Source organism: Candidatus Paceibacterota bacterium, assembly GCA_035452965.1.
Taxonomy (GTDB): Bacteria; Verrucomicrobiota; Verrucomicrobiia; order Limisphaerales; family UBA8199; genus UBA8199.
In genome coordinates, this window is record DAOTCE010000006.1 from 1 (window position 1) to 21,732 (window position 21,732).

At 58.7% G+C, this 21,732-nt stretch carries 18 protein-coding genes and 1 pseudogene; 9 read left to right on the forward strand and 10 right to left on the reverse strand.

The features are described 5' to 3' along the window. Positions 1-149: 149 nt before the first annotated feature. Entirely contained in the window at positions 150-356 is a 207-nt protein-coding gene (locus tag P5205_07560) for a hypothetical protein (protein ID HSA10214.1), read from the reverse strand. 131 nt (positions 357-487) lie between these two features. On the opposite strand from P5205_07560, the gene P5205_07565 reads away from it, so the two are divergent. Both P5205_07565 and P5205_07570 read left to right on the forward strand, forming a co-directional pair. Next, on the forward strand, positions 488-1,204 hold the full coding sequence (locus tag P5205_07565) for a hypothetical protein (protein HSA10215.1): 717 nt from the start codon (positions 488-490) through the stop codon (positions 1,202-1,204). A 48-nt stretch (positions 1,205-1,252) separates the two neighbouring features. Next, positions 1,253-1,453: a hypothetical protein gene (locus tag P5205_07570; GenBank protein ID HSA10216.1), complete on the forward strand. Its 201-nt coding sequence runs from the start codon at positions 1,253-1,255 to the stop codon at positions 1,451-1,453. Positions 1,454-1,797: 344 nt separating this feature from the next. Here the strand turns inward: P5205_07570 and P5205_07575 are convergent, their stop codons facing one another. The 6 genes from P5205_07575 to P5205_07600 all read right to left on the reverse strand — a co-directional run bounded on the left by P5205_07575 (position 1,798) and on the right by P5205_07600 (position 10,140). After that, positions 1,798-3,444 carry a hypothetical protein gene (locus P5205_07575; protein ID HSA10217.1) on the reverse strand — a complete coding sequence of 549 codons (1,647 nt, stop codon included), beginning with the start codon at positions 3,442-3,444 and terminating at the stop codon, positions 1,798-1,800. 155 nt (positions 3,445-3,599) lie between these two features. Beyond that, entirely contained in the window at positions 3,600-5,156 is a 1,557-nt protein-coding gene (gene metG / locus P5205_07580) for a methionine--tRNA ligase (GenBank protein ID HSA10218.1), read from the reverse strand. Between the two features lie 135 nt (positions 5,157-5,291). Then, positions 5,292-6,260: a dienelactone hydrolase family protein gene (locus P5205_07585; protein ID HSA10219.1), complete on the reverse strand. Its 969-nt coding sequence runs from the start codon at positions 6,258-6,260 to the stop codon at positions 5,292-5,294. A gap of 463 nt (positions 6,261-6,723) precedes the next feature. After that, positions 6,724-8,136: a type I glutamate--ammonia ligase gene (gene glnA / locus P5205_07590; GenBank protein ID HSA10220.1), complete on the reverse strand. Its 1,413-nt coding sequence runs from the start codon at positions 8,134-8,136 to the stop codon at positions 6,724-6,726. A gap of 88 nt (positions 8,137-8,224) precedes the next feature. After that, complete coding sequence (locus P5205_07595; protein HSA10221.1) at positions 8,225-9,766, reverse strand: ammonium transporter; 1,542 nt, start codon at positions 9,764-9,766, stop codon at positions 8,225-8,227. A 35-nt stretch (positions 9,767-9,801) separates the two neighbouring features. Then, positions 9,802-10,140 (reverse strand): P-II family nitrogen regulator, encoded by a 339-nt coding sequence (locus tag P5205_07600; protein ID HSA10222.1) that lies wholly within the window; start codon positions 10,138-10,140, stop codon positions 9,802-9,804. 382 nt (positions 10,141-10,522) lie between these two features. On the opposite strand from P5205_07600, the gene rpsT reads away from it, so the two are divergent. Further along, positions 10,523-10,786 (forward strand): 30S ribosomal protein S20, encoded by a 264-nt coding sequence (rpsT, locus tag P5205_07605; GenBank protein HSA10223.1) that lies wholly within the window; start codon positions 10,523-10,525, stop codon positions 10,784-10,786. Positions 10,787-10,887: 101 nt separating this feature from the next. Here the strand turns inward: rpsT and P5205_07610 are convergent, their stop codons facing one another. Beyond that, positions 10,888-11,649: a glycosyltransferase family 2 protein gene (locus P5205_07610; GenBank protein ID HSA10224.1), complete on the reverse strand. Its 762-nt coding sequence runs from the start codon at positions 11,647-11,649 to the stop codon at positions 10,888-10,890. 205 nt (positions 11,650-11,854) lie between these two features. Here P5205_07610 and P5205_07615 point away from each other — a divergent pair, with 205 nt between their 5' ends. The 5 genes and pseudogenes from P5205_07615 (at position 11,855) to P5205_07635 (ending at position 17,551) form a co-directional block, all read left to right on the forward strand. After that, complete coding sequence (locus P5205_07615; protein HSA10225.1) at positions 11,855-13,120, forward strand: nodulation protein NfeD; 1,266 nt, start codon at positions 11,855-11,857, stop codon at positions 13,118-13,120. A gap of 25 nt (positions 13,121-13,145) precedes the next feature. Next, a complete protein-coding gene (locus P5205_07620) occupies positions 13,146-13,928 on the forward strand; it encodes an SPFH domain-containing protein (protein ID HSA10226.1) in 783 nt (260 codons plus the stop codon). A 641-nt stretch (positions 13,929-14,569) separates the two neighbouring features. Further along, positions 14,570-16,090: a glycosyltransferase family A protein gene (locus P5205_07625; GenBank protein ID HSA10227.1), complete on the forward strand. Its 1,521-nt coding sequence runs from the start codon at positions 14,570-14,572 to the stop codon at positions 16,088-16,090. A gap of 27 nt (positions 16,091-16,117) precedes the next feature. After that, positions 16,118-17,158 carry a DUF4922 domain-containing protein gene (locus tag P5205_07630; protein ID HSA10228.1) on the forward strand — a complete coding sequence of 347 codons (1,041 nt, stop codon included), beginning with the start codon at positions 16,118-16,120 and terminating at the stop codon, positions 17,156-17,158. 252 nt (positions 17,159-17,410) lie between these two features. Then, a pseudogene (locus P5205_07635) lies at positions 17,411-17,551 on the forward strand (L-seryl-tRNA(Sec) selenium transferase). A 64-nt stretch (positions 17,552-17,615) separates the two neighbouring features. Here the strand turns inward: P5205_07635 and P5205_07640 are convergent. Together P5205_07640 and P5205_07645 are read right to left on the reverse strand one after the other, a co-directional pair. Further along, a complete protein-coding gene (locus P5205_07640; GenBank protein HSA10229.1) occupies positions 17,616-18,626 on the reverse strand; it encodes a GHMP kinase in 1,011 nt (336 codons plus the stop codon). Further along, positions 18,610-19,503 (reverse strand): UTP--glucose-1-phosphate uridylyltransferase, encoded by an 894-nt coding sequence (locus tag P5205_07645; protein HSA10230.1) that lies wholly within the window; start codon positions 19,501-19,503, stop codon positions 18,610-18,612. The genes P5205_07640 and P5205_07645 overlap by 17 nt, the downstream gene beginning before the upstream one ends. A gap of 856 nt (positions 19,504-20,359) precedes the next feature. Between P5205_07645 and P5205_07650 the strand changes: the two genes are divergently transcribed. Next, positions 20,360-21,715, forward strand: a complete 1,356-nt coding sequence (locus tag P5205_07650; protein ID HSA10231.1) for a hypothetical protein — start codon at positions 20,360-20,362, stop codon at positions 21,713-21,715. Positions 21,716-21,732 lie beyond the last annotated feature (17 nt).

The window sequence follows — 21,732 nt, forward strand, 5'->3', positions numbered from 1 at the left end:
GGCAGCTCCAGCTTCGCGGCGGGCTGCCGATTTTGTTTTCTTGGTGGAGCTGGCCGCATTCGGCAAAAACTCGCCCTTGACCTGGAGCCATTCGGCCAGCGTCAGCTCGACCGCGTAACTCCGCTTGGTGACTGAGTTAGCCGCCCTCATTACTTGCTCCGTTTCGGCTGGCCTTTGAAAGACTCCATGATGACCTTCCTAACGGCCTCAGGGTCGAAGTAAATAAGATGCCCCAACTTGACATAGGGTATTTTGCCTTCCTCCCTCAGTCTCGTAATGAACCGCTCCGATGGAGCCGTCTCAGCGTCCTGCCATAAATCGTGAATCAATCCGGCAGTGTCTACCAGGGTGCTCATAAACTGTTTCTGTCTTTTTTTGTCTGTGGCTTGCATGTGCTTACGTCCTATGGTAATCTGTGACAGATATGTCCCAAACTCGGCATGGCTCAGTAGGCAGGCCCCCAAAGGCGGGGAGTGTGGGCGCCGGCATGGCCAAGCGCGAAGTGGCTGAGTTCGGGGAGATATTCCAGTGGTTCTATAAACTCCCCCCCGATGACCCACGATTGGCTTGGCGTATCCCGTTCGCAAAGGTAGTGCGGGGGCTGCAATCCATCGGAGGCATTGCCGAGCTGGCCAGGGTGAACCGCAAGACGGTTTATCGGCGGAAGCTGAAGCCCGGAAGTTTAGAAGCCTTCGTGTTCGTTCTAGACCGCTGGCAGGGAACACCTCGTCCGCTGGTGCGTCACAAATCTACGGAGCACGCTCTCAACCTAAACCCCACGCTGGTAAAGCTGCTCGACTGGATCGCTTATGCGAAAGCCAATGACGGCGAGGTCGTCCGCACCTGGCATGATGAACAGGCCAAGCAAAAGAAGTGGCGGCGAAAGCGCCGGGAGCACCTTTGGGTTAATCCGCAGAAGATGACCAGGGAGAAGAGGGCTGAGTTCGCGGCTCGCAAAAAGGCCGGGACGGTGTTTGTCTACAAGCCGCAAGGTCGCATCACAGTGGCGATGCTATGCACCAGACTGCAATGGTACCGTCGCAAGTTCTATCGGTGGAGAGATTCCCTGACATTTCACGAGCGCAAGCTCTTGGAAGCCGCTCTTGAATATCGGAAGGGCAGACGCTCGGCCGGCGTCTGGGAAACCGACAAACACGAAGTTTTGGACTGGGTTTTATATGGGGCACCTGAGGAAACCCAATAAATACAGGGGTTTTAAGCGTTTGGCGATAAAGTAAATATTATTAGTTTGGTGTGGCTGCCTGCCGAATACGTCTTCTACGTGGATGGCCAGGAGATCTGGCGCACTTCAGCGGGCGGCGTCTCCCAGGTGCCAGAATTCATCAAGCTGACGGAGGAAATTGGCGCCTGGGGGGGAGATATTCGCAAGGCCAAATTGCCGGATTATTTTGAGGTGGATTACGTCCGCGTCTATGAAGCCAAGCCTGAGTAGTCGACCAAGCAAGATTGTAGCCGGGGCATTCCCACCAGAGCCTGCTTGAAATCGTAGAGCAGGACCGACCGAACCTGGTCCGGGTGATTTCGCAAGTGCTCGCCAGCTTCGGCATCAACGTCGAGATTTGAAACCCAGGGTGCCAGTGCCACCATGACTGGCGAAACCCTCTTCACGGCGCGAGCCCGTCTCAACCTGCCCGAATCGTGCAATACTGCGGAGGTGTGGCAGCAACTTGAGCAAAGTGCTGATGACCTCATCGCGGAAATCCTCCGGGCCGAGTTGCGGAGCAGGCTTCAGCAAGCTGAATGAGCGCTCGGCCACCGCACCCTGCCTCCTGCCATTCACTCAGCCCGGATCCACGGTGAATAGGCGCGCGGCCCGAAATACTGGTAACCCTTGCCCTCGTTAGTCGTACCGCTAACCATGCTGTGAATGAACCCGTTTCGTTCCACCTGCACCGTGTGAAAGATCCTCTTCTCCGGATTCTCCTTCAGGAGAAACCGGATGCGCCCATCGAGAGCGGTGAATCTCTGGAACTCGGCATTGGTTTGGGTAGTGAACTTGAAATGCTCAGCTAGATCGTCCCGCATTGCGTGGCTCTTGCCCCAAGTGCCGCCCGTCGCGCTCACGAATGACTTCCCGTTGAGGAGCGCGACCGCGTCGTTGTAAGCGAGGACACAAAGGTAGCGCTGGCCCGCGGAAGCCAACCACTTCACGAGCTTATCACTATGGCCCATGGCGCGGTCATAGGCGTAGTTGCTGTCAAGGAAGGCAATGCGAACTACATCGTCGGGAATTGTGTCTACCGCATTGAGATAACCGAAGATGAAGCTGCCGCCGCCGCTGTGAGCGCTCAGGACGGTCTGCACTTCGCGGGTGGGAAAGAGTTTCCTCACTGTGGCGATGATGTCCGGGATCAGCTTGTCGCCGTGTTTCTTTCGCCACGCAGGCCAACTCTTCGACTCGGCTTCCAGATACGCGACGACGACGACCTGGTCCTTGATAAGGTCGCGCAGGAAGCGGGTTTGGGCTGCGATGTGTTGAATGTCGTAATGCCAATCATCCCCGGGCTTCATGATTCTGCCGGCGGTCTGCTCGGTAGTGTTGCCGTTGGGTAGGGCGTAAAAGACCAACAACATCTGCTTGCCCGGCGAGAAAGCCGACTGCCCAGGCGTATTTACGCGGACTTTGACTTCCGGGGCGAAAGTAAACGACGTGATGCGCTCATTGAATTCCGGATTCTCGATGAGCTTACTCACGCTGGCAGCGCTGACGGTGGCTTGGAGTGGAGGCAAGGCATTGGTGGGATAGCGAGGACTAGGAATTGGACCTTCGTCGCTCAACAGGCCAGCCAAAGCAGAGTCGGCAAGCACTTCGGCGACGGTCTTGGTGGCACCATTGACCATCATCCCCTGTTGTACGAAGCGGATGCATTGGCTGTAATCAACCCACGAGGCGATATGTTTCAGGTAGAGGGGCTGGATGGGTACACCGTTAGTCTGGTGCCAGCCGTAGATAGCCACCTTGCCTGGGGAGGACGCCAGCTTCGGGGTGAGCACCACGTCTTTTTGGTGCCCGGCGACCAGCGCGCCAAGCGGGTGCGCGGGCAACTTCTCCGCCCGCTGGGCCTGAACGATTTCATTGTGTTTGCCGAACACCGCGACGGTAGTCATCGCCGGACTGGGCGGGATCGGCGATGGTGCCAGCTTCACCTCGGCGGCAACGTAAATCTGGTTCACCATCTTCGGTGTTGGGAGAGAACAGTGCACCACATCGGCGATTCGCTGGGCTGTGTTTGGCGAGATCGGCATGAGGAAGTAGTCCTTGTCAGATCCAATGGCGAGGTAATCCGGCGTGGCGTAAAACGTCCCGCTGTTTGTCTTGCCGTCGGTGACGCTAGTAGCCGCCACGGGACACAGCTTGCGCAAGAAAGCGGGAACATTCCCGGCAGTAATCTGCGCAAAGACTTCCTCTTCACGTTCAGCCAAGTTGAGTGGGGTAATGCGCCTGGCGAATTCGGTGCCGGTCGGGGCTTTCGCAGGGCGCGGAGGGAGGCTCAGAGTCTGCGCATAAAGGGAGCTGCAAAGCAGAACAACTCCCAATCCAAACTCGTTGCTCATGGTGACACAGCGCACAGAATGCCTCAGGACTCCTTGCGCGGAAACAGAGGGGCGGGGGTGCCGATCGCGTGACCGCCCGCCAATCCGCCCCAGCGAGCTTCCGAGTCCTTGTCGGGTGAGCCGGCCAGGCCAAGCTGCGCGTAGATCTTGGACGCTGTCCCCGGCAGGAACGGCCAAAGCAGCACTGCTAGTATCCGACAAATTTCCGCCAAGTTATACAATACCTCATCGAGGCGAGCAGCTTTGGACTGGTCTTTGGCCAGCTTGAACGGCGCGGTGTGGTCCACATACTGATTGGCCCTCGTCACCAGCGACCAGATCGCCTGTAGCGCGCCCTGGAGTTGGTTCTGCGCCAACAGGCGGCGCGTTTCTGCAATCGCCTGCTCTGCTTCCAAGGCCAGTTCGTTCGAAACCTTGGGCACCACACCACTGCGGTATCGTTTGAGCATCGAAAGGGAGCGATTCACCAGGTTGCCCAGCCCGTTGGCCAATTCCGACGAGTAGCGCGCCTTGAAGCCAGCTTCCGTCCAATTCCCGTCTGGGCCGATGTCCAGCTCTCGGAGCACATAGAACCGGAACGCATCGACGCCCCACTCGTCAATGACGGCAACCGGATCAACGACATTGCCGGTGCTCTTGCTCATACGCTGCCCGTCTTTCTGCCACCAACCATGCGCGAGCACCTGTTTCGGCAACGGCGCGCCCATCGCCTTGAGCATGATCGGCCAATAGACGCTGTGGAACTTGACGATGTCCTTGCCGATGAGGTGGATGTCGGCAGGCCATACCCTCCATTGAAGGTTTTGGGCTGAGGCTTGACGACGCAGTGATGCGGGTACGCCGGGGTCGCCCTGGGCAGCGGGGATGGTGATGTAGTTGGAGAGGGCGTCAAACCACACGTAGGTGACGTAGTCCGGATCAAATGGCAACGGGATACCCCAGTTCAAGCGAGAGGCCGGGCGGCTGATGCAGAGGTCCTCCAGCACGTTGTTCTTGAGGAAGCCCAGCACCTCGTTCCGGCGCTGGGCCGGAGCTATGAAAGACGGATTCCGCTCGATATGCTCGATCAGCCACTGTTGATGGTCTTTGAGCCTGAAATAGTAATTCTCCTCCTCAAGCTCAATGACTTCCCCCCAGGACGGATCGAACGTGCCGTCCGGCAGGCGGTCTTTGTGGGTCAGGAAAGTCTCTTGGCGGGTCGAGTAAAAGCCGCGATAGACCTCCTTGTAGAAGTGCCCCTCGGCATGAAGCTTGGCCAGAATCGCCTGTACGACCTCCTTATGGCGCAATTCGGTGGTGCGGACGAAGTCGTCGTTGGTCAAATCCAGCTTCGCGGCAAAGGCCTTCCAGACCTCCGCCAGCCCATCGCAGTAAGCTTGCGGGGTCTTGCCTTCTGTTACTGCCGCCTGTTGGACCTTTTGGCCGTGCTCATCCAGGCCGGTCAGGAAAAACGTCTCCTGCCCCAAGCTCCGATGCGCCCGCGCAATGACATCCGCGACCACCTTTTCGTAAGCATGGCCGAGATGCGGGTGCCCGTTGACGTAGTCAATGGCGGTCGTGATGTAAAAGCATTTGCTCATCCGCTTCTACTTTGAAGGAGAGGAGCTTCCTTGGCAACTGCTTCAAGCGTTAAGGCTTGAGACAGTGATTCGAATCCTGCGCGCGGTGGGCCATTACTGGCTGGAGGGGCGTGGGATTACGCGCTTTTGCGGCCGTCATTGCTTTAGGTGCCGATCCAGGAATTCTTCTGCAGCAGCGCGGCCCTCGGGTGCGTAGAAATGTCCCTGGCGGTGGTTTAGCCAGCCAATGCTTCCTGGCGCCCCCAACAGTTCATAAACAGGCTGCACAGCTTGGATGAATGTCCAACTCCGGTCATTGTCCGCAGAATCTCCGGCGAGCAGGAGAAAGGCCCGGGGCGCAATCAGAGCGAGCACCTCGTGGTTCTCCCGACCGAATCTTGGGTGCTTGATCTTGGAGCCGAGGTACCACGGTGCCTCCCAATTGCTGAATTCCAACCCTATGCCCCCCTCGCTTGAGACCCCCGTACGGTAGCGGTCGTCAAAAGCCATCGCATACAGCACTTGCTTGCCGCCAAGCGAATGACCGAGGCAGCCGATCCGTTTGCCATCCACGCTCGGCAGCGACTCCAGGAAGTCCACTGCGCGTATTGCATCCCAGACCATCCGGGTCATGCCGGTCCAATTGGGGTGCCGGGCGAGGACGCGCGCCGCGTTGCCGGTCCAGCCCGCTCCTTCCGTCTCGATGTAGTTGCGCGGGCACCATACGATATAGCCGCGCTTGACGAATTGCAGGCCGTGCCACTTCTCTCGGGAATACTCCGGAGCTAAGCCCGCCACACCCTTAGCATGCAACGGAGTTGTCGGATGGAAGACAACGATAGCTGGCAACTTCCCTTTTGCCTCCCCAGGTGTCAGCAAGTAACCGTCTGTGAACAACCCTTCCTCAACCTGATACCTGACAAGCTGCCGGGCAATCCCACTCAGATCTTCTGTACTGAGCACCTCAGTGTTAAGCGGTGCCTTATGATTCGGGAACTGACCCAAGACGCCCTGCCACTGTTCCTTCAAACGCGCGCGCTGGTTGAGCCAAGCTTGCTTCGAAGCTATCCCCTGTCCCGCAGCGCCCACCAGCAGACTAGGTAACTGTGGGGCATTCGTCGGCATGCGCGGAGGCGGAGTATGCAACTGCAGCCCGGCTGCCAGGACTTCTAAGCTCGCAAAGCCCAGCACGAACGCTCCAGCTATCACTCGAATCATCCTCCCATTGTGCATCCAGAAGCAGAATAAGTTCAAGGAGACGTGACAACCGGTATCAGGACGTCCTGATCTTGGCGTTATGCAATAACGCAGTGAATTCCAAGCGGAGCTGTGCGGCGATCGATTCTGCGCTTCTAGTGGGGCATTGTACGCCTGATTCAGAATCCGCCACCGCAGAGCGCTGGTTGGTGGCAAACGCCACCCGCCCCACGGCAGCGAGAATAGCTTCACCCCGCCAGACAGAGTCGGCAAGTCAGACGTAACGCCCCGTTTTTGCGCTCCACCTGCTATTTAGCGCCGCGACTTGTCAAGCAACGGGACAGTCAGTGAAGCCGCCTACAAGGATGATGTAGTCGCGTTCCCCCACCCTTCACACGTCGTAGTAGAGGAAGAACTCATAGGGATGCGGCCGCAACCGCAAGGCATCGTGCTCCTTGCGCTTGGTCGCAATCCACATGTCGAGGAAGTCCATGGTGAACACATCGCCTTTAAGCAGGAACTCGTAGTCCTTTTGCAGGCAATCCAACGCCTCGCCGAGACTGCCAGCTACATTGGGAACCTTCCTCAGCTCCTCCGGTGGCAGTTCGTAGATGTTCTTGTCCAAGGGCTCCCCCGGGTCAATCCTGTTGAGGATCCCATCCAAGCCTGCCATCAGCAATGCGGCAAACGCCAGGTAAGGATTGGCGGCAGGATCTGGCGGCCTGTATTCCAGTCGCTTGGCCTTGGGATCGTCGCTATAGGTGGGGATACGAATCGCCGCCGAACGGTTCCGTGAACTGTAAGCCAGGTTCACCGGGGCCTCATAACCTGGAACAAGTCTCTTGTAGCTATTGGTCGTTGGGTTGCAGAGCGCGCACAGCCCTCGCGCATGCTTCAAGAGTCCTCCAGCATAATAGAGGGCTGTCTTCGAGAGGCCCGCGTATTCGTTGCCTGCGAATAGCGGTTTACCTTTCTTCCACAGCGACTGGTGGGTGTGCATTCCCGAGCCATTGTCGCCGAAGAGTGGCTTGGGCATGAAGCAGGCTGTCTTGCCGTGCTTCCGCGCCACGTTCTTCACCACGTATTTGTAAACCATCATGGCATCGGCTGCCCGGACCAGTGTATCAAACCGGTAATCTATTTCCGCTTGTCCGGCCGTAGCTACTTCATGGTGTTGCCGCTCGATTCGCACCCCCAACTCCTCCATTACCAGGCACATTTCCGTACGAATGTCCTGCTGGGTGTCGGCCGGAGCAACGGGAAAATAACCTTCCTTGTGCCGAATCTTGTAACCGGTGTTGGGCATTTCCTCCCGGCCGGTATTCCATACAGCTTCTTCGGAATCAACGCTGTAAAAGGCCCCGCTGCTCTTGCTGTCGAATTGGACGTTGTCGAATACGAAGAACTCGGCTTCCGGCCCCATATAGGCCGAGTCAGCCACGCCGGTGCTGTTCAGGTATCTCTCGGCGCGCTGGGCAATACCCCGTGGGTCGCGCGTGTAGGCTTCCTTGGTGCCCGTCTCTGCAATGGTGCAGGTAAGGCTCAGGGTTGGCACAGCGCAGAACGTATCCATGAACGCCGTTGCCGGGTCGGGCATCGCCAGCATGTCGGAGGCTTCAATGCTCTTCCAACCGCGTATGCTCGATCCGTCGAAACCCAGTCCTTCGGTGAAGATGTCCTCCGTCAACTCCCTGATGGGACAACTGAAGTGTTGCCAGGTGCCAAAGGTGTCAACGAACTTGATGTCTACCATCTTGGCCCCGTTCTTGGTCGCTAATTCGATTACGCTCTTGGGTGTACTCATATCTTAGTATGTTTGGTTTGTGCTCCGCTTGAAATCGAGGCGTCGCCGATCGCCCCACCTCGCGAGCAACCAGCACGGCGCCACGAAATCATAATTGGCCGGCTGTATGATAGCCCTCCTCCCCGTGTTCGGACAGGTCGAGGCCCGAAACCTCTATTTCCGGCGCCACCCGCAGTCCCAGAATTGCCCGGACAACGAAGGTGATTATGATTGTGCCCACGATCGCCAAACAGAGAGTGATACCGATCGCCTTGAGTTGTTCGATCCAAAGGCCGCCTTCAGCAACCAGTCTGGCCAAGCCGTTCCGGGTGGCGGGATTTGCAGCGTCCAGCTTGTTGCCGACCTTCGCGAGGTTGTTGACGAGATTAGGGTTAGCCTTGGCGCTGGCGAGCAAGCCGGTCAGGAATGCCCCCAAAGTGCCTCCTACAGCGTGGACCCCGAACGTGTCAAGCGCGTCGTCGTAACCTGCAGCGGACTTCAATTTCCAGCAAGCCAGGTATGGAACCAAACCCGCCACCAAACCGATGACGACCGCCCCAGTGGTCGTCACGTAGCCACATGCCGGAGTGACTACGACCAACCCCGCCACCGCACCAGAGCAAAAACCGAGGATGCTCGGCTTACCGCGGAAAACGTACTCGGCCATCGCCCAGGTGAACGAAGCGACTGCGGTGGCCAGCGTTGTGGTCGTAAACGCGTTGGCAGCAATACCGTCAGCGGCGACGGCGCTGCCGGCGTTGAACCCATACCAGCCAACCCACAACATACCGGTGCCCACCATGCAAAGAACCATGCTATGCGGCGGCATTGGTTCCTTGCCAAATCCGAGCCGCTTACCCAGGACGAGGCAAAGGACGAGGGCTGACCACCCAGAGGACATGTGCACCACCGTGCCGCCGGCAAAGTCAATGGCGCGGATCTTGGCGACAGGATTCCACACCCCATTCATCAGGCCGTCTGCGCCCCATACCATGTGTGCCAACGGGAAATACACTACGAACATCCAGAGCGCCACAAACAGGAGAATGGCCGAGTACCTCATGCGCTCCGCAATAGCGCCCACCATCAACGCGGGCGTGATAATCGCGAACATAAGCTGAAACATGGAATACACGTTATGCGAGACCCAGGCGCTATAATCCGTATTTGGCTCCGAACCCACCCCCGCCATGAACTTCCAATCGAGATTGCCAACGAGACCATGGATGAATCCGTCTTTCGAGAACGCCAGACTGTAGCCGCACATCCACCAAAGAATGCTGACTAGTCCGGCGATACCCAGGCATTGTGCCAGCACCGACAACACATTCTTTCGGCGCACCAAACCGCCATAAAAGAGCGCCAGCCCGGGCAGTGTCATGAACAGCACCAGTGCCGCACAGATCATCTGGAACGCGTTGTGGCCGGGGCCCGGCCCGCCGACTTTCGTGGTCAGGCTCGGATTGGCTGCGTTACCTCGAGCGCCATTGTTCAAGTAGGCCTCCAAATCAGCTACGCGTTCCTCCAAACTGGGTGTGCTTAACTTCTCAGTTGTGGGAGTAGTCGTAGGTCCTGTATCGGCAGCTGGCACCGCCAACGGCAGCGCCATAAATGCCACCCACAGACTGAACCCCGTTAATACCTTTTTCATCTCAGCCGCCACGTTAGAATTTGCCGGTTTCCAAGTTAAACAGCCTGTTCTCCCTTTTCGTCAGTGCGGATGCGAACAGCCTCCTCGATACGTGAGACGAAGATCTTGCCGTCACCGATCTTGCCGGTCTTGGCCGACCTGAGAATAGCGCCAACCGCGGCATCCGACTGCCCGTCACTCGTCACCACTTCGATCTTTATCTTAGGCAGAAAGTCCACGGTGTACTCGCTGCCACGGTAAATCTCCGTGTGCCCTTTCTGTCGGCCGAAACCTTTGACTTCACTGACGGTCATTCCCTCGATCCCCACCTCCCCCAAGGCGTCTTTAACTTCCTCAAGTTTGAACGGTTTAATTATGGCTTCAATTTTCTTCATATCAGCAAACGCACCTTTCCCGGCAAAGGGAAACCAACTAAGCCCACCAGCGAGAACCGGGCTACAGTGCCTCGAGCAATGCCAGCCAAAGACTGCCTCAACAGTTCTCGCAGTCGCGCCCGGTTTAGCACCGATGATGCCAACCAGCTGCGACATTCAATGCGGAAGGCGGAAACGGTTGAAATCATTGGATATTTCAGACAGGGGGCGTTGCTGGAAAGTCCATCAACCTGCAGCGAAATAGCCAGCTGGTACGCTTTTAGCCAGCGAACCGGACCTCGCCTTCCGGCGCGAATATGTCGTGAGACTCATCGTCGGCGTTGACAATCACAGCCGTTCGACTACCGTTGCACGCTCTAAGTAACTGACCAAACCTTGATTTATGCCGAACACGAAGTCAGCCGAACGCCGCATGCGCAATAGCGCCCGCAAGAACCTGAAGAATCGCAGCGTCAAGGCGCGCCTCCACACCGCCGAGAAGAGCTACCTGGAACTCCTTTCCTCCGGCAAGAAGGACGAAGCCGCCAAAGAACTGCGGAAGCTCAACTCCACCTTGGACAAGGCTGCTAAGTCGGGCGTCCTGCACCGTGGCACCGCTGGCCGCAAGAAGTCACGGCTCGCCTTGCGTCTAGCGCGAGCGAAGTAAGTCGCCGGGTGGTCGGCGAATCGAGCCGACGGTGGCTCGGGCTGCCGAGGCACAAGGATTCCGAAGCCGTCGCTCTTGGAGCCGTCTTTCTGTGCTCGTGGCTACGCGCTCGATGGAGCTTTGGGAAATAACCTGCAACCTGCCAGGCCGAGCTTCGCCAGGCGGTATTTCAACGCCGTTGCCAGGCACCCGCACCCGTACTTGATGCTCCGCCGCAAGTTGATGGACGAAGCCTCCGGGAAGTACTTTGTCGGACAACTCACTTCGCCGATCGTGAATCCGTGCCACAGGATTTGCGCCAGCATCTGGTTGTCGAAGACGAAGTCATCCGAATTGCCTACCAGGTCTAATCTCTCCAGGATCGCCCGGGAAAACGCACGATAGCCCGTGTGATATTCCGACAGCTTGGCCCCCAGTAGAATATTCTCGATCAGCGTCAGGCCTCGGTTCGAAACGTACTTCCAAACGGGCATTCCCCCGCGCAACGCGTACCCTCCCAGAATGCGGCTGCCCAAAACACACGCATGCAGCCCGTTGCCAATGATCGAAACCATCGCCGGTATCAGTTTTGGGGTGTACTGATAGTCGGGGTGAATCATAATCACGATGTCTGCCCCTGCATCCAAAGCCAGACGGTAGCAAGTCTTCTGATTCCCCCCGTAACCTTTGTTCACTTCGTGGACGTGGACTTGCACCCCCTCCAAGCCGCGCGCAATCGCCACCGTTTCGTCCCGGCTTCCATCGTCCACCAGGATGATGGTGTCCACTACTTGCTGCTCAAGCACCTCCTCGTGCGTCTGGCGGAGCGTCTTCGCGGCATTGTAGGCCGGCATCACCACCACGACTTTCTTGTCCCGGTACATACTGATTTGTCAGCAAAATGCATGACTCCGCTATGGCATGAGAAGTACAAAATGAATTCACTCGGGACGGTTCCGTCCGAATGGGAAGCAGATTGGGTTTCAGGCCCTCCAATGGACCGATGATGATTAGGGGATTGCCGGATTAGGCGATTATGATATTGTCAGGCATATTGAGGATGCGATGCGGCATTTGGTGCTAATCTTTGTGGCAGGACTGACCAGCGCAGCCGCGCTCGGCTCACGGGCGGCGGATGTCGGCCTGATTAAAATCAAGGGTGCCATTGGGCCGGCTACGGCCAGCTACATCGCCCGCTGCATTGACGTGGCCACCGAGCGCGAAGACAGTTGCCTTGTCATTCAGTTAGATACCCCGGGCGGCTCACTCGATTCTACCAAGGAGATCGTCCAACAGTTCTACACTTCAAGGATCCCGACGGTGGTCTATGTCGCCCCCGAAGGGGCGTGGGCCGGCAGCGCGGGCTGCTTCATCACGCTGGCGGCCGATGTGGCCGCCATGGCGCCTGCCACCAGTATTGGCGCGGCGCACCCGGTTTCTATCGGGCCCGGCGGCGAGGAAAAAACCAGCGACGTGATGAAGGAGAAGCTGGAGCAGATCACTGGCAGCTTCATTGAAGGAATTGCCAAGAGGCGCGGGCGCAACGCCGAGTGGGCCAAATCTTCTGTGGTCGAAAGCAAGGCGATCGATGCCGACGAAGCGCTGGAGTTGAAGGTCATTGACCTCATCGCCAAGGACTTGCCCGATTTGCTCAGCCAGCTCGATGACCGTGAGGTGAACGGCAAGGCCCTAAAGACCGCCGGCGCGAATGTTGTGGATATTCCGATGACCACGCAGGAACGGGTTCTTCAGCTGCTCTCGCACCCCGAACTGATGATGATCCTGATGCTGGTCGCGATCTACGGTATAATTGGGGAGCTGAGCAATCCGGGTGCGATATTGCCGGGGGTGGTAGGTGCGATTGCGCTGATCCTTGTGCTTTATATGGCCACTGTGCTGCCGGTGAATATCGCCGGCATGGCGCTGATCGGCCTGGCGGTGGTCTTGTTCATCCTAGACATCTTCGCACCCACACATGGTGTGCTCACGTTCGGCGGGATCGTCGCGTTCTTCTTGGGGGCACTGATGCTTTTCAATCGCGCCGACCCCGCCTTCCGGATCTCGCTGGCGTACATCATCCCCGCGACGCTTGTGACAGCCGCATTCTTTGTCTTTGTCGTAGGCGCGGGCCTCAGGGCGCAGTTCTTCCCGGTGCGTGTGGGTCGCGAGGCGCTTGCCGGCAAAACGGTTCCGGCCCTGGCCCGTATTGATGCCAGCGGCGGCAAGGTTTTTGTTGAGGGCGAATACTGGAACGCGGCAAGCGAAACGCCGATCGAAGCCGGTCACCCCGTCGAGATTGTCGCTGTCAATGGTCTGATTCTGAAAGTGAAACCTAAACAACCACCCATAGCATAAACAACGCTAACAACCGGAAAACAGCATGGAAGAAATCATTGCCAGATTGTTCAACGTCACCTCCTGGATCGTCCCTATCATCATCCTGGGAGCGATCGTATTGCCACAAGCCATTCGGATCCTGCGCGAGTATGAGCGCGGCGTGATCTTTCGGCTCGGTAAACTGCTGTCCGCAAAAGGACCGGGGCTGATTTTTCTCATTCCGGTCGTGGACCGCATGGTCAAAATGGACCTGCGCGTCGTCACCATTGATGTCGCCAGACAGGAAATCATGACCCGAGACAATGTGCCCGCCACCGTTGATGCGGTCGTCTATTTCCGCATTGTGGAACCGGTTGACGCGGTGATCAAGGTCGAGAACTTCTATAAAGCCACTTCGCTCATTGCGCAGACCACCCTCCGCAGCGTCCTCGGCCAGGCCCCGCTGGACGACTTGCTCTCGCAACGCGAGTCAATCAACCAGAAGCTGCAGGAGATTATTGACCGTCAAACCGAGCCTTGGGGAGTAAAAGTCACCGCCGTTGAGGTGAAAGATGTCGCGCTGCCCGACAGCATGAAACGCGCGATGGCCAAGCAAGCCGAGGCCGAACGTGAGCGCCGCGCCAAGATCGTCAACGCCGAAGGCGAGTACCAAGCGGCCGAGAAGATGGTTCAGGCCGCCTCGATGATCAGCAAAGAGCCAATCGCTCTGCAATTGCGCTTCCTCCAGACGATGCGCGAAATCTCCAGTGAGCACAACACCACCACCTTTGTGCCGATCCCAATTGACTTATTCACGCCGTTCATGAAGGGCCTGCCAAAGGCCTGAGACGCGGTAACCCAAGTTGAGATGCCTTGCCGCCACTCGCGCACATGCGGGGCCCAGGTGAGCACCCTCAACGTGCCGATGTAGATCGCAAGAAGTTGGTGCCGCAATCTGCTGATACAGTCTCAGGCTATTTGAGATAGCAGTGGTTCCCGAACACATCCGCCCGCACGGTTCTCCAATGCCGGAGATATCGGTGTGACAACGCTGTGATACCCATGAGATCCCGGTGTGTATCCCATGGGGAGCGCTCCCCATGGGAACCACACCGTAGCACCACCCTGCCGTCACCGTATCGCCAAGCCAAAGCTGCCCGGGTCAGCGGGGACTGGACGGGCCCCGCAACGTCCAGGTTGGAGACCGCGGGACCCATTCGTTGGCGGTGGGCGCAGGCGAATACACCCGGCTTGCGGCGCAGGCCTTGGGCCCACCTGCCCGGTGAGACTATTACAACCGATCTTACTCAGATTGGATTCTGCGCTTTGCGCAGGTAATACGTTGATTTTAGGCCGGATTGCCGCATCTTTCGCTTGCCGCTTCGCACTGTCTCGATACACTCCGGCCAGTGCACACGCGTAACCAACAGCCGCGCCCTGGCGGCAGAGTATCCAGCCGGGCGCTGCCTACCATCGAGCCAGAGAATTATGCCTAAACCCATTACTGTTTTTCTTCCCTACAGCGGCCAGGAACACACCCGCCGAACGATTGACCAGTTGCAGCAGTCGCCCTTGGTTGAGCGAATCTGTCTATTGGCAACCGGAGGTGTCGGAAGCCTCCCGGAAGGCTGTGAGCGCGTGGCCGTGAAAACACTGTATGGCACCCGTACCATGCGGATGATAGCGCAGAAAAGCGCCACCCCCTACACGCTCCTGGTCATCCATGACACAACCATCGAATTTGGTCAGTTCGCCCTTGACCGGCTGCTCTCAGTGGCCGGTTTGACCGGCTCAGGCATGGTCTACTCGGACTACCATGACATTCAAGCTCAGCAGAGGATTTCCCACCCGGTTATCGAGTATCAGTTAGGCAGCGTGCGTGATGACTTCAACTTCGGTTCGGTGCTCTTCCTCAGCACCAAGGCCCTCAAAGCAGCTGCCGCCAGCCTGCGACAGGACTTCCAGTATGCCGGGTTGTACGCGCTGCGAATGGCCGTCTCGCGCCAACACACCCTCACCCGCGTGGTCGAGCACCTCTACGGCAAAGTCGAACTGGACGTCCGCAAGTCTGACCAGAAGCAGTTTGATTACGTTGACCCGAAAAACCGTGCCGTGCAAATCGAGATGGAAGCCGCTGCCACCGAACACCTGAAGCGAATCGGCGCGTGGCTCAAACCGCGCTTTAAGATGCCTAACCTGGCGGACACGGCGTTCAAAATTGAGGCCTCAGTGATCATCCCTGTCAGAAACCGGGTGAAGACCGTTGGCGATGCGGTCACCTCAGTCCTGAAGCAGCAGACCACCTTCCCGTTTAATCTCATTGTCGTGGACAACCATTCCACCGACGGAACAACCGACCTGCTTCGCTCCTTCGCCCAGAAGGACCGCCGGTTGCTCCATGTAATCCCGGAGCGGCAGGACTTGCTCATCGGCGGATGCTGGAACGAAGCGATTATGCATCCGGCTTGCGGCCGGTTCGCGGTCCAACTCGACAGTGACGACATCTACAAGGACGAGACCACTCTCCAGAAGATTGTAGATGCGTTCCACCGCGAGAAATGCGCTGCCGTAATCGGCTCCTACCGGATGACAAATTTCAAATTGGAGGAAATCCCGCCGGGGGTGATTGACCACAAGGAGTGGACGCCCGACAATGGCCGGAACAACGCGCTCCGCATCCACGGGCTGGGCGCCCCGCGCGCTTATTACACGCCAGTTATCCGAGGCATTCGGTTCCCGAACGTCAGCTACGGCGAGGATTACGCCGCCGTGCTGGCCGTCTCCCGCCAGTACCAGATCGCCCGCATCTATGAGCCGATTTATCTTTGCCGCCGCTGGGAAGGAAACTCCGACGCTGGCATTGATGTCACCAGGCAGAACGCCTTTAATTTCTACAAGGATAAACTGCGCACCTTCGAGATACTCGCCCGGCAGAGGATGAACAAAGGGGGAAAACCTGCCGCGGCCACCACGAAGAAGATCACGACCGGCAAGCGCAAGTCCGCCTAAGCTCGCCGATAACCCCTCGAACCAATCGTGGCCAGGCCCATTGAGCAAATCGCCATCTCGGAACGCGAGTTGGCCCCGTTCGTCTCCGACAACGACCCATCGAGCAAAGCCCATGCGCTGCTGGAGCAGCAGAAGGGAGTGTGGGATTTGCTGCGAAACGGCTATGACACCCTCCGCACAGTCAAGACCCGGGTGTTCGAATTCAACGGATTCCACATCAAGGTGCAGTTCAACCCCGGCCGCATGATCTCGACGGTGGCAAAGGTGGATGCGACCTCCATTAAGGAACGAAAGTGCTTCCTTTGCACCGAGAATCTGCCGCCCACCCAGCGCGGCATCCCGAGTGACGGCGATTACCTGGTGCTCTGCAATCCGTTTCCCATCTTCCCGGAGCATTTCACCATCTCCTGCCTGCGGCACGAGCCCCAGCTTATCCGCGGCTCATTTGATGCGTTCCTCAGGATCACTCGAGATTTGGGAGCGCGTTACATGGTGCTGTACAACGGGCCCAAGTGTGGCGCCTCGGCACCCGATCATCTACACTTCCAGGCGGGAACCCGGGCTCCGGTTCCCTTGAATGCCGAGTTTGACGAAATGAAGGCGACGCATGCAAGCCAACTGTTCGCCTCTAGCCCTTTCCGTGCCTGGAGCGTTGAGAATTGCCTCCGTCACTTCATTACCTTCGAGTCGGCGGATGCGGCCATGCTCCATCGAGCCTTTGGCGCGCTGTACAAGTCCTTTCAGACCAGTGGCTCGCCGGAGGAAGAGCCAATGATGAACATTCTCGGCTTCTACGGAAACGGCGAATGGAGACTCCACTTCTTCCCCCGCGCCAAACACCGCCCTGCTTTCTACTTTAAGGAAGGCGACGACAAGCTGCTAATCAGTCCTGCCGCCGTCGAACTCGGCGGCATTTGCACGACTCCACGCGAACAGGACTTCGAGAAAGTCACCCGCGAGCACCTGGTGGAGATGTATCACGAAGTCTCCATCTCGCCCGAGAAGTTCGCTGCCATTAAGGCGCAGCTGGCCGCTCACCTTCCGGCAGTGGCGAACGCCGCCATCTGACCATCGGCCCGCCGCCACGCCGAAATCCAGCAGCTGGCAAAATAGGGTCAGCGAATGCCAAGGGACGGGTTGGAACTCAAAGCAACTTCGGCTATATGGCGTAGTGTCCGGTGACAGAACGTTTCTTCCCACGGGGTTCCCCACCCCTACCTCCTTGGCGTCTGTCACCGGGCGCCTGTTCTGAATACGAGTGGGCGAACGACAAGACGAAGGGCCGGGACGAGCAAGAAAGCTCATGAGAGATTTGCCTACAATAGCGCCGCCGGGACGCTGCTGGTCGTAACAGCACTGCCCGCACTCAAGGAAGTCGTTGTTCCCCGTGGCCAGCTTATCGAGATCGGCAACTCCTTCAGGCCGCCAGAGGTAATGACCCAGAGCGGCGCCCGAGTCAGGCCCCACGAATCAATCGAAATAGCCAAGGATACCCCGGGCCGCACCCGGCCAGCCGCTGCACATCTTACGGGAGAACCTGGGGCCTGATGGTGCAGCTATGCAGGGCTGCCAGGCGTTCGCCAAGTCGCTTGAACATCGCCTCGTCCTGGCAAATTCCCACGATGGCGCCCCCGGAACCGGAGAATTGCGCGCTGGCGCCGCAACGGCGGGCTGTTTCGATCATCTCAATTTGCCAGGGAGGCAAGTTGTAGATGCTGCGCCGCGTGTCGAAATTCTCGTCCATTAACCGGCCCAATTCCTCGTAGTCGCGCCGCAGCAGCGCCTCCCGCCCCCGAGCGGCCAGATCGGCACAGTGCTTCATCGCATTAACCACCTTCTCCTCACCGCGGTTGTAGCGCCCGCGAATGTCATTGTGGAACACCTCGGTTGGCTCGCTGAAATCGGTGTGGTACGACAGGTAAAGGGGCGGGAGCAGTCCCGGATCCAACGGCTCGTAGAGGTAGCTGGAGAAACCCTGCACACTGCGTTCCTGTGCCCGGTCAAAGTCCATGTAAACCACCCCTTCGTAAACCTGGGCGACTCGATCCTGAAGGCCGGCCATGATGCCCAATTCCTCGCGTTCAATCGGCAGGGCGAAGCTTGGCTGGGCTTCCTGGGGAATCACCACCTCATAGAACTCCATCAGGCACCGCAGCGTGGCGATGATGATCGCGCTGGAACCCGCCATGCCAACCTGCCGCGGGACATTGGTCTGGTAGCGCACCGAGAAGTTGCGGTCGTGCAGCTTGATGTTCCGAGCCTGGCAGTAGTCCACAAAACGCTTGATGGTGGCCTTGACCAGCCGGATGCCGCCGTAATAGCCGTGCAGCTTGACGTCCCGGGCCAGGTCCTGGATCGAAGCGAACCGCGCCCGGTCATTCTCCGCCAGCACGATGTCGAGCGTATCCCACTCGTAAAGCACCACCTCGGCACAAAAGTTACGGACAATCATCGAGATCGTCTTCCCGTGGTATCCGTCCGACGGGTTCCCAATCAACCCCGCCCGGGAGTAAGCGCGTTTACGGATTAGGTTCATGCAGCAATTGGACCAGGAACTTGCGAAGCGCTGCCCCGTATTTCCGGTCGGCCAGCGCAAACTCGACAAAAGCGCGGAAGTAAGCATCGTAGTTTCCGATGTCGAAGCGGCGCTCGTTCGTGCGCAGCCGCATTCCCAGAACCTTGCCTCCGCCCTGGATGATCAGGCGGATGGCGTCGGTCAATTGAATCTCCCCGCCCTTGCCGGCCGGAGTGCGCTGCAGCGCGTCAAAGATCGACGGCGCGAAAACGTAGCGGGCAGCGATCGCCAGGTTGCTCGGCGCTTCCGCAACACTTGGCTTCTCAATAACGTCCGCCAACTCAAACACCTCCCCGTCTCCCCTGGCACGGGCCACGCCGTAGTTATGCACCTCACTTCTGGGAACCGCCTCAAATGCCACCACCCCTTCCGCCTTCTGCTCCGCAAAGCAGCGCACCATGCGGCGGACGATGTCGCTTTGCGCCTGCAGGCCGATGATGGAATCCCCCAGCGCCACGACAAAAGGCAGATCGCCCACGAAAGGTTGCGCGCACAACACGGCGTGCCCCAAGCCCAGCAACTGGCGCTGGCGCGTGTAGAAATACTGCACCGGCGCCCGCTCGAATTCCAGTTCCTCCAGCAAATCCTCCTTGCCCGTCTCGCGCAGATTCTCAATCAGTTCGTCATTGAGGTCGAAATGGTTCTCGATCGACGTCTTGCCCGGACCGGTAACAAACAACATCCGCTTCATTCCGGCACGAGTCAGCTCTTCCGCTATATACTGCACCCCCGGCTTGCGCCCGACCGGGAGCATTTCCTTGGGTTGCGATTTCGTGGCGGGCAAGAGGCGCGTGCCCAGTCCTGCCACCGGCACTACTGCGATGTTGACTTCATTCATGCGATGGCAGCGAGCATAACCTGATGCCCAGCGAAGTCAAGGTGTGAATCCGAGCGCCGGCGCTGCCTGTAGTGTCGCGGGAGTCAGCCCGCGGCAGCATCCATGCCGGAGGCGCGACACCGTTTGCCAGGAATCTCCAGAGTTGCTGGGTAGCCATTAGCGCAGCGGCGCCAGTCCCACGCTGAGGAAGCCGGAGAATCGTTTCACTCGGGTCGCACCCCCCCCGAACTGTCAAACTTGAGGCAGCCCTGTTCGTCCCAAGGATTCAACAGATTGCGCTTGAAATTCCGACCTGTCGGCGCAGTGTTAATGCGGAACGGAAGAAGACATCCTGTTTATGACATCTCCAGACGCCCCCCTCCCTGCAACCCGGGAAATCCAAACCCGCCTCCTGCCTGCTTGCCGGTGCGGTCATTCGCATTCTGGTAAGTGGCCAGGCCGTGCCGGAGAAGACTGGCTTACCGTCAAACCAGCCGAGCCTAAAGCGGGCGAACCGCCTCTCATTGAATACGAATGCCTCGGCTGCCACCGCCGCTACCGCTTACGCGGCACCAAACTTTGCGAGGTTCTGGCGGATGGTTCGGAGCGACCCTACATGCGTGAAGGTCGGTACGGCCGCTGGCTTTCCTGTCGCTGAGGCGCCAGCCATTTCTCGGGTTGTGGCCATCCACCGTGTTCCCTCGGCTATCAACCGGTCCCTGGGGTCTTTACCCCATAGCGTGATGGCGAGAGAATGATACCTTGGCACTGCAATTGTGATTCGACTCGCGAAGGAGGCGAGTTATGTGGCACTACGCTGAGCGGCCCAGCCTTGGGCCGCTCGCTTTCTTTCCGGTCGGCAGCAAAGCCTTGACCCATGAAGCCCACGCCAGAACTAACCCTGGCACTTTTGGTCGTGACCGTCGCTGCCATTGCCGCCGGCTGGGGGCTGTCCTACCAGTTAGCCCCCGAGGGCCAGCGGCCGCAGCGACTCCGTGAACTCCTTGTGTGGTCCGCCAAAGGACTGCTTCTCCCCCTCGCCATCTGGACTCTGATGAACCTGGGCCTTTCCTGGAAGCTCCAGCCGTTCATGCCACAGGTGCAGGCGGCGCAGAACAGCGGCAACTGGCTTCCAGCCTATCTGCGCGTCCTGGCGGTTGGCCTCTTCGTCATCGGATCCTTCTGGTCATTCGTGACGCTCGCGTGGGCCATTATACAGGCGGGACGCAAGGCGGAGGGGGGAAACCGGGCACAATTCAAAGCCTTGTGCCTGACCTGCCTTATCGCGATGGCGGTGCCTGCGCTGGTCATTTTGTTCTTCGGCGGCTGGGCCATGATCGGCCTGGCGGGGATCGCCCTTCTTGCTCCCATGGCGGGCTATGGAGCCGCGGTCTTGCGCGTCAGGAAGCCCCCGCCGATGTATGCACGCGCCATCGCCAGGTTGAAGTTCGGCAAGTACTCTGAAGCCGAGTGGGAGATTATCCACGAACTCGAGAACTGCGAAGACGACTTTGAAGGATGGATGATGCTGGCGGACCTGTACGCGAACCAGTTCAAGGACCTGCCCGAAGCCGAGCGGACCGTGCTCGAGATCTGCGACTTGCCCAGGACGACGCCCTCCCAGATTTCCGTCGCGCTGCATCGGCTGGCCGATTGGCATCTGGGCCGGTCAGGCGACCCTGCGGCAGCCCGGCGCGCGCTGCAGCTGATTTGCGACCGCCTCCCCGGCACACACCTCGCCCGGATGGCGCGGCTCCGCATTAACCAACTGCCGGCGACCGCGACAGCACTTCGCGAGCAGCAGAGCGGGACGCGCATTCCGCTGCCCGCGCTAGGTGATTCGCTTGCCGGCCAACCGGCTCCAGCCCTGTCGGAAATGGACCAGCGCAAGGCCGCCGAAGCCGCCAATGCGTGCGTCGAACTTCTCAAACATGACCCCAACAACACACCTGCCCGGGAGCGACTGGCCCGACTGTTCGCTGAACGCTTGGGCAAACCTGACCGGGGAATTGAACAAGCCGCCCTGTTACTGGACATGCCGGATCAACCGGAAAACCGGCGGGCCGAATGGCTGGGGCTCATCGCCGCATGGCATATCAAATATCGGCATGATCCTCAGTCAGGGCGCGAAGTCCTGGAGCGCCTTGTTCTCGAGTTTCCCCAGACCCCGCAAGCCCTGGCCGCGCGGCGGGAGCTTCAGTTAATGGATGCCGGGTCCAGGAAAAGAACTTGAGCCCCCGGCTGACGAGC

Coding starts and splice junctions, on each gene's coding strand:
- P5205_07560 (HSA10214.1), bottom strand. CDS start 356: ATGAGCACCCTGGTAGACACTGCCGGATTGATTCACGATTTATGGCAG.
- P5205_07565 (HSA10215.1), top strand. CDS start 488: ATGGCCAAGCGCGAAGTGGCTGAGTTCGGGGAGATATTCCAGTGGTTC.
- metG (HSA10218.1), bottom strand. CDS start 5,156: ATGAGCAAATGCTTTTACATCACGACCGCCATTGACTACGTCAACGGG.
- P5205_07585 (HSA10219.1), bottom strand. CDS start 6,260: ATGCCGACGAATGCCCCACAGTTACCTAGTCTGCTGGTGGGCGCTGCG.
- glnA (HSA10220.1), bottom strand. CDS start 8,136: ATGAGTACACCCAAGAGCGTAATCGAATTAGCGACCAAGAACGGGGCC.
- P5205_07595 (HSA10221.1), bottom strand. CDS start 9,766: ATGAAAAAGGTATTAACGGGGTTCAGTCTGTGGGTGGCATTTATGGCG.
- P5205_07600 (HSA10222.1), bottom strand. CDS start 10,140: ATGAAGAAAATTGAAGCCATAATTAAACCGTTCAAACTTGAGGAAGTT.
- rpsT (HSA10223.1), top strand. CDS start 10,523: ATGCCGAACACGAAGTCAGCCGAACGCCGCATGCGCAATAGCGCCCGC.
- P5205_07610 (HSA10224.1), bottom strand. CDS start 11,649: ATGTACCGGGACAAGAAAGTCGTGGTGGTGATGCCGGCCTACAATGCC.
- P5205_07620 (HSA10226.1), top strand. CDS start 13,146: ATGGAAGAAATCATTGCCAGATTGTTCAACGTCACCTCCTGGATCGTC.
- P5205_07625 (HSA10227.1), top strand. CDS start 14,570: ATGCCTAAACCCATTACTGTTTTTCTTCCCTACAGCGGCCAGGAACAC.
- P5205_07640 (HSA10229.1), bottom strand. CDS start 18,626: ATGAACCTAATCCGTAAACGCGCTTACTCCCGGGCGGGGTTGATTGGG.
- P5205_07645 (HSA10230.1), bottom strand. CDS start 19,503: ATGAATGAAGTCAACATCGCAGTAGTGCCGGTGGCAGGACTGGGCACG.
- P5205_07650 (HSA10231.1), top strand. CDS start 20,360: ATGAAGCCCACGCCAGAACTAACCCTGGCACTTTTGGTCGTGACCGTC.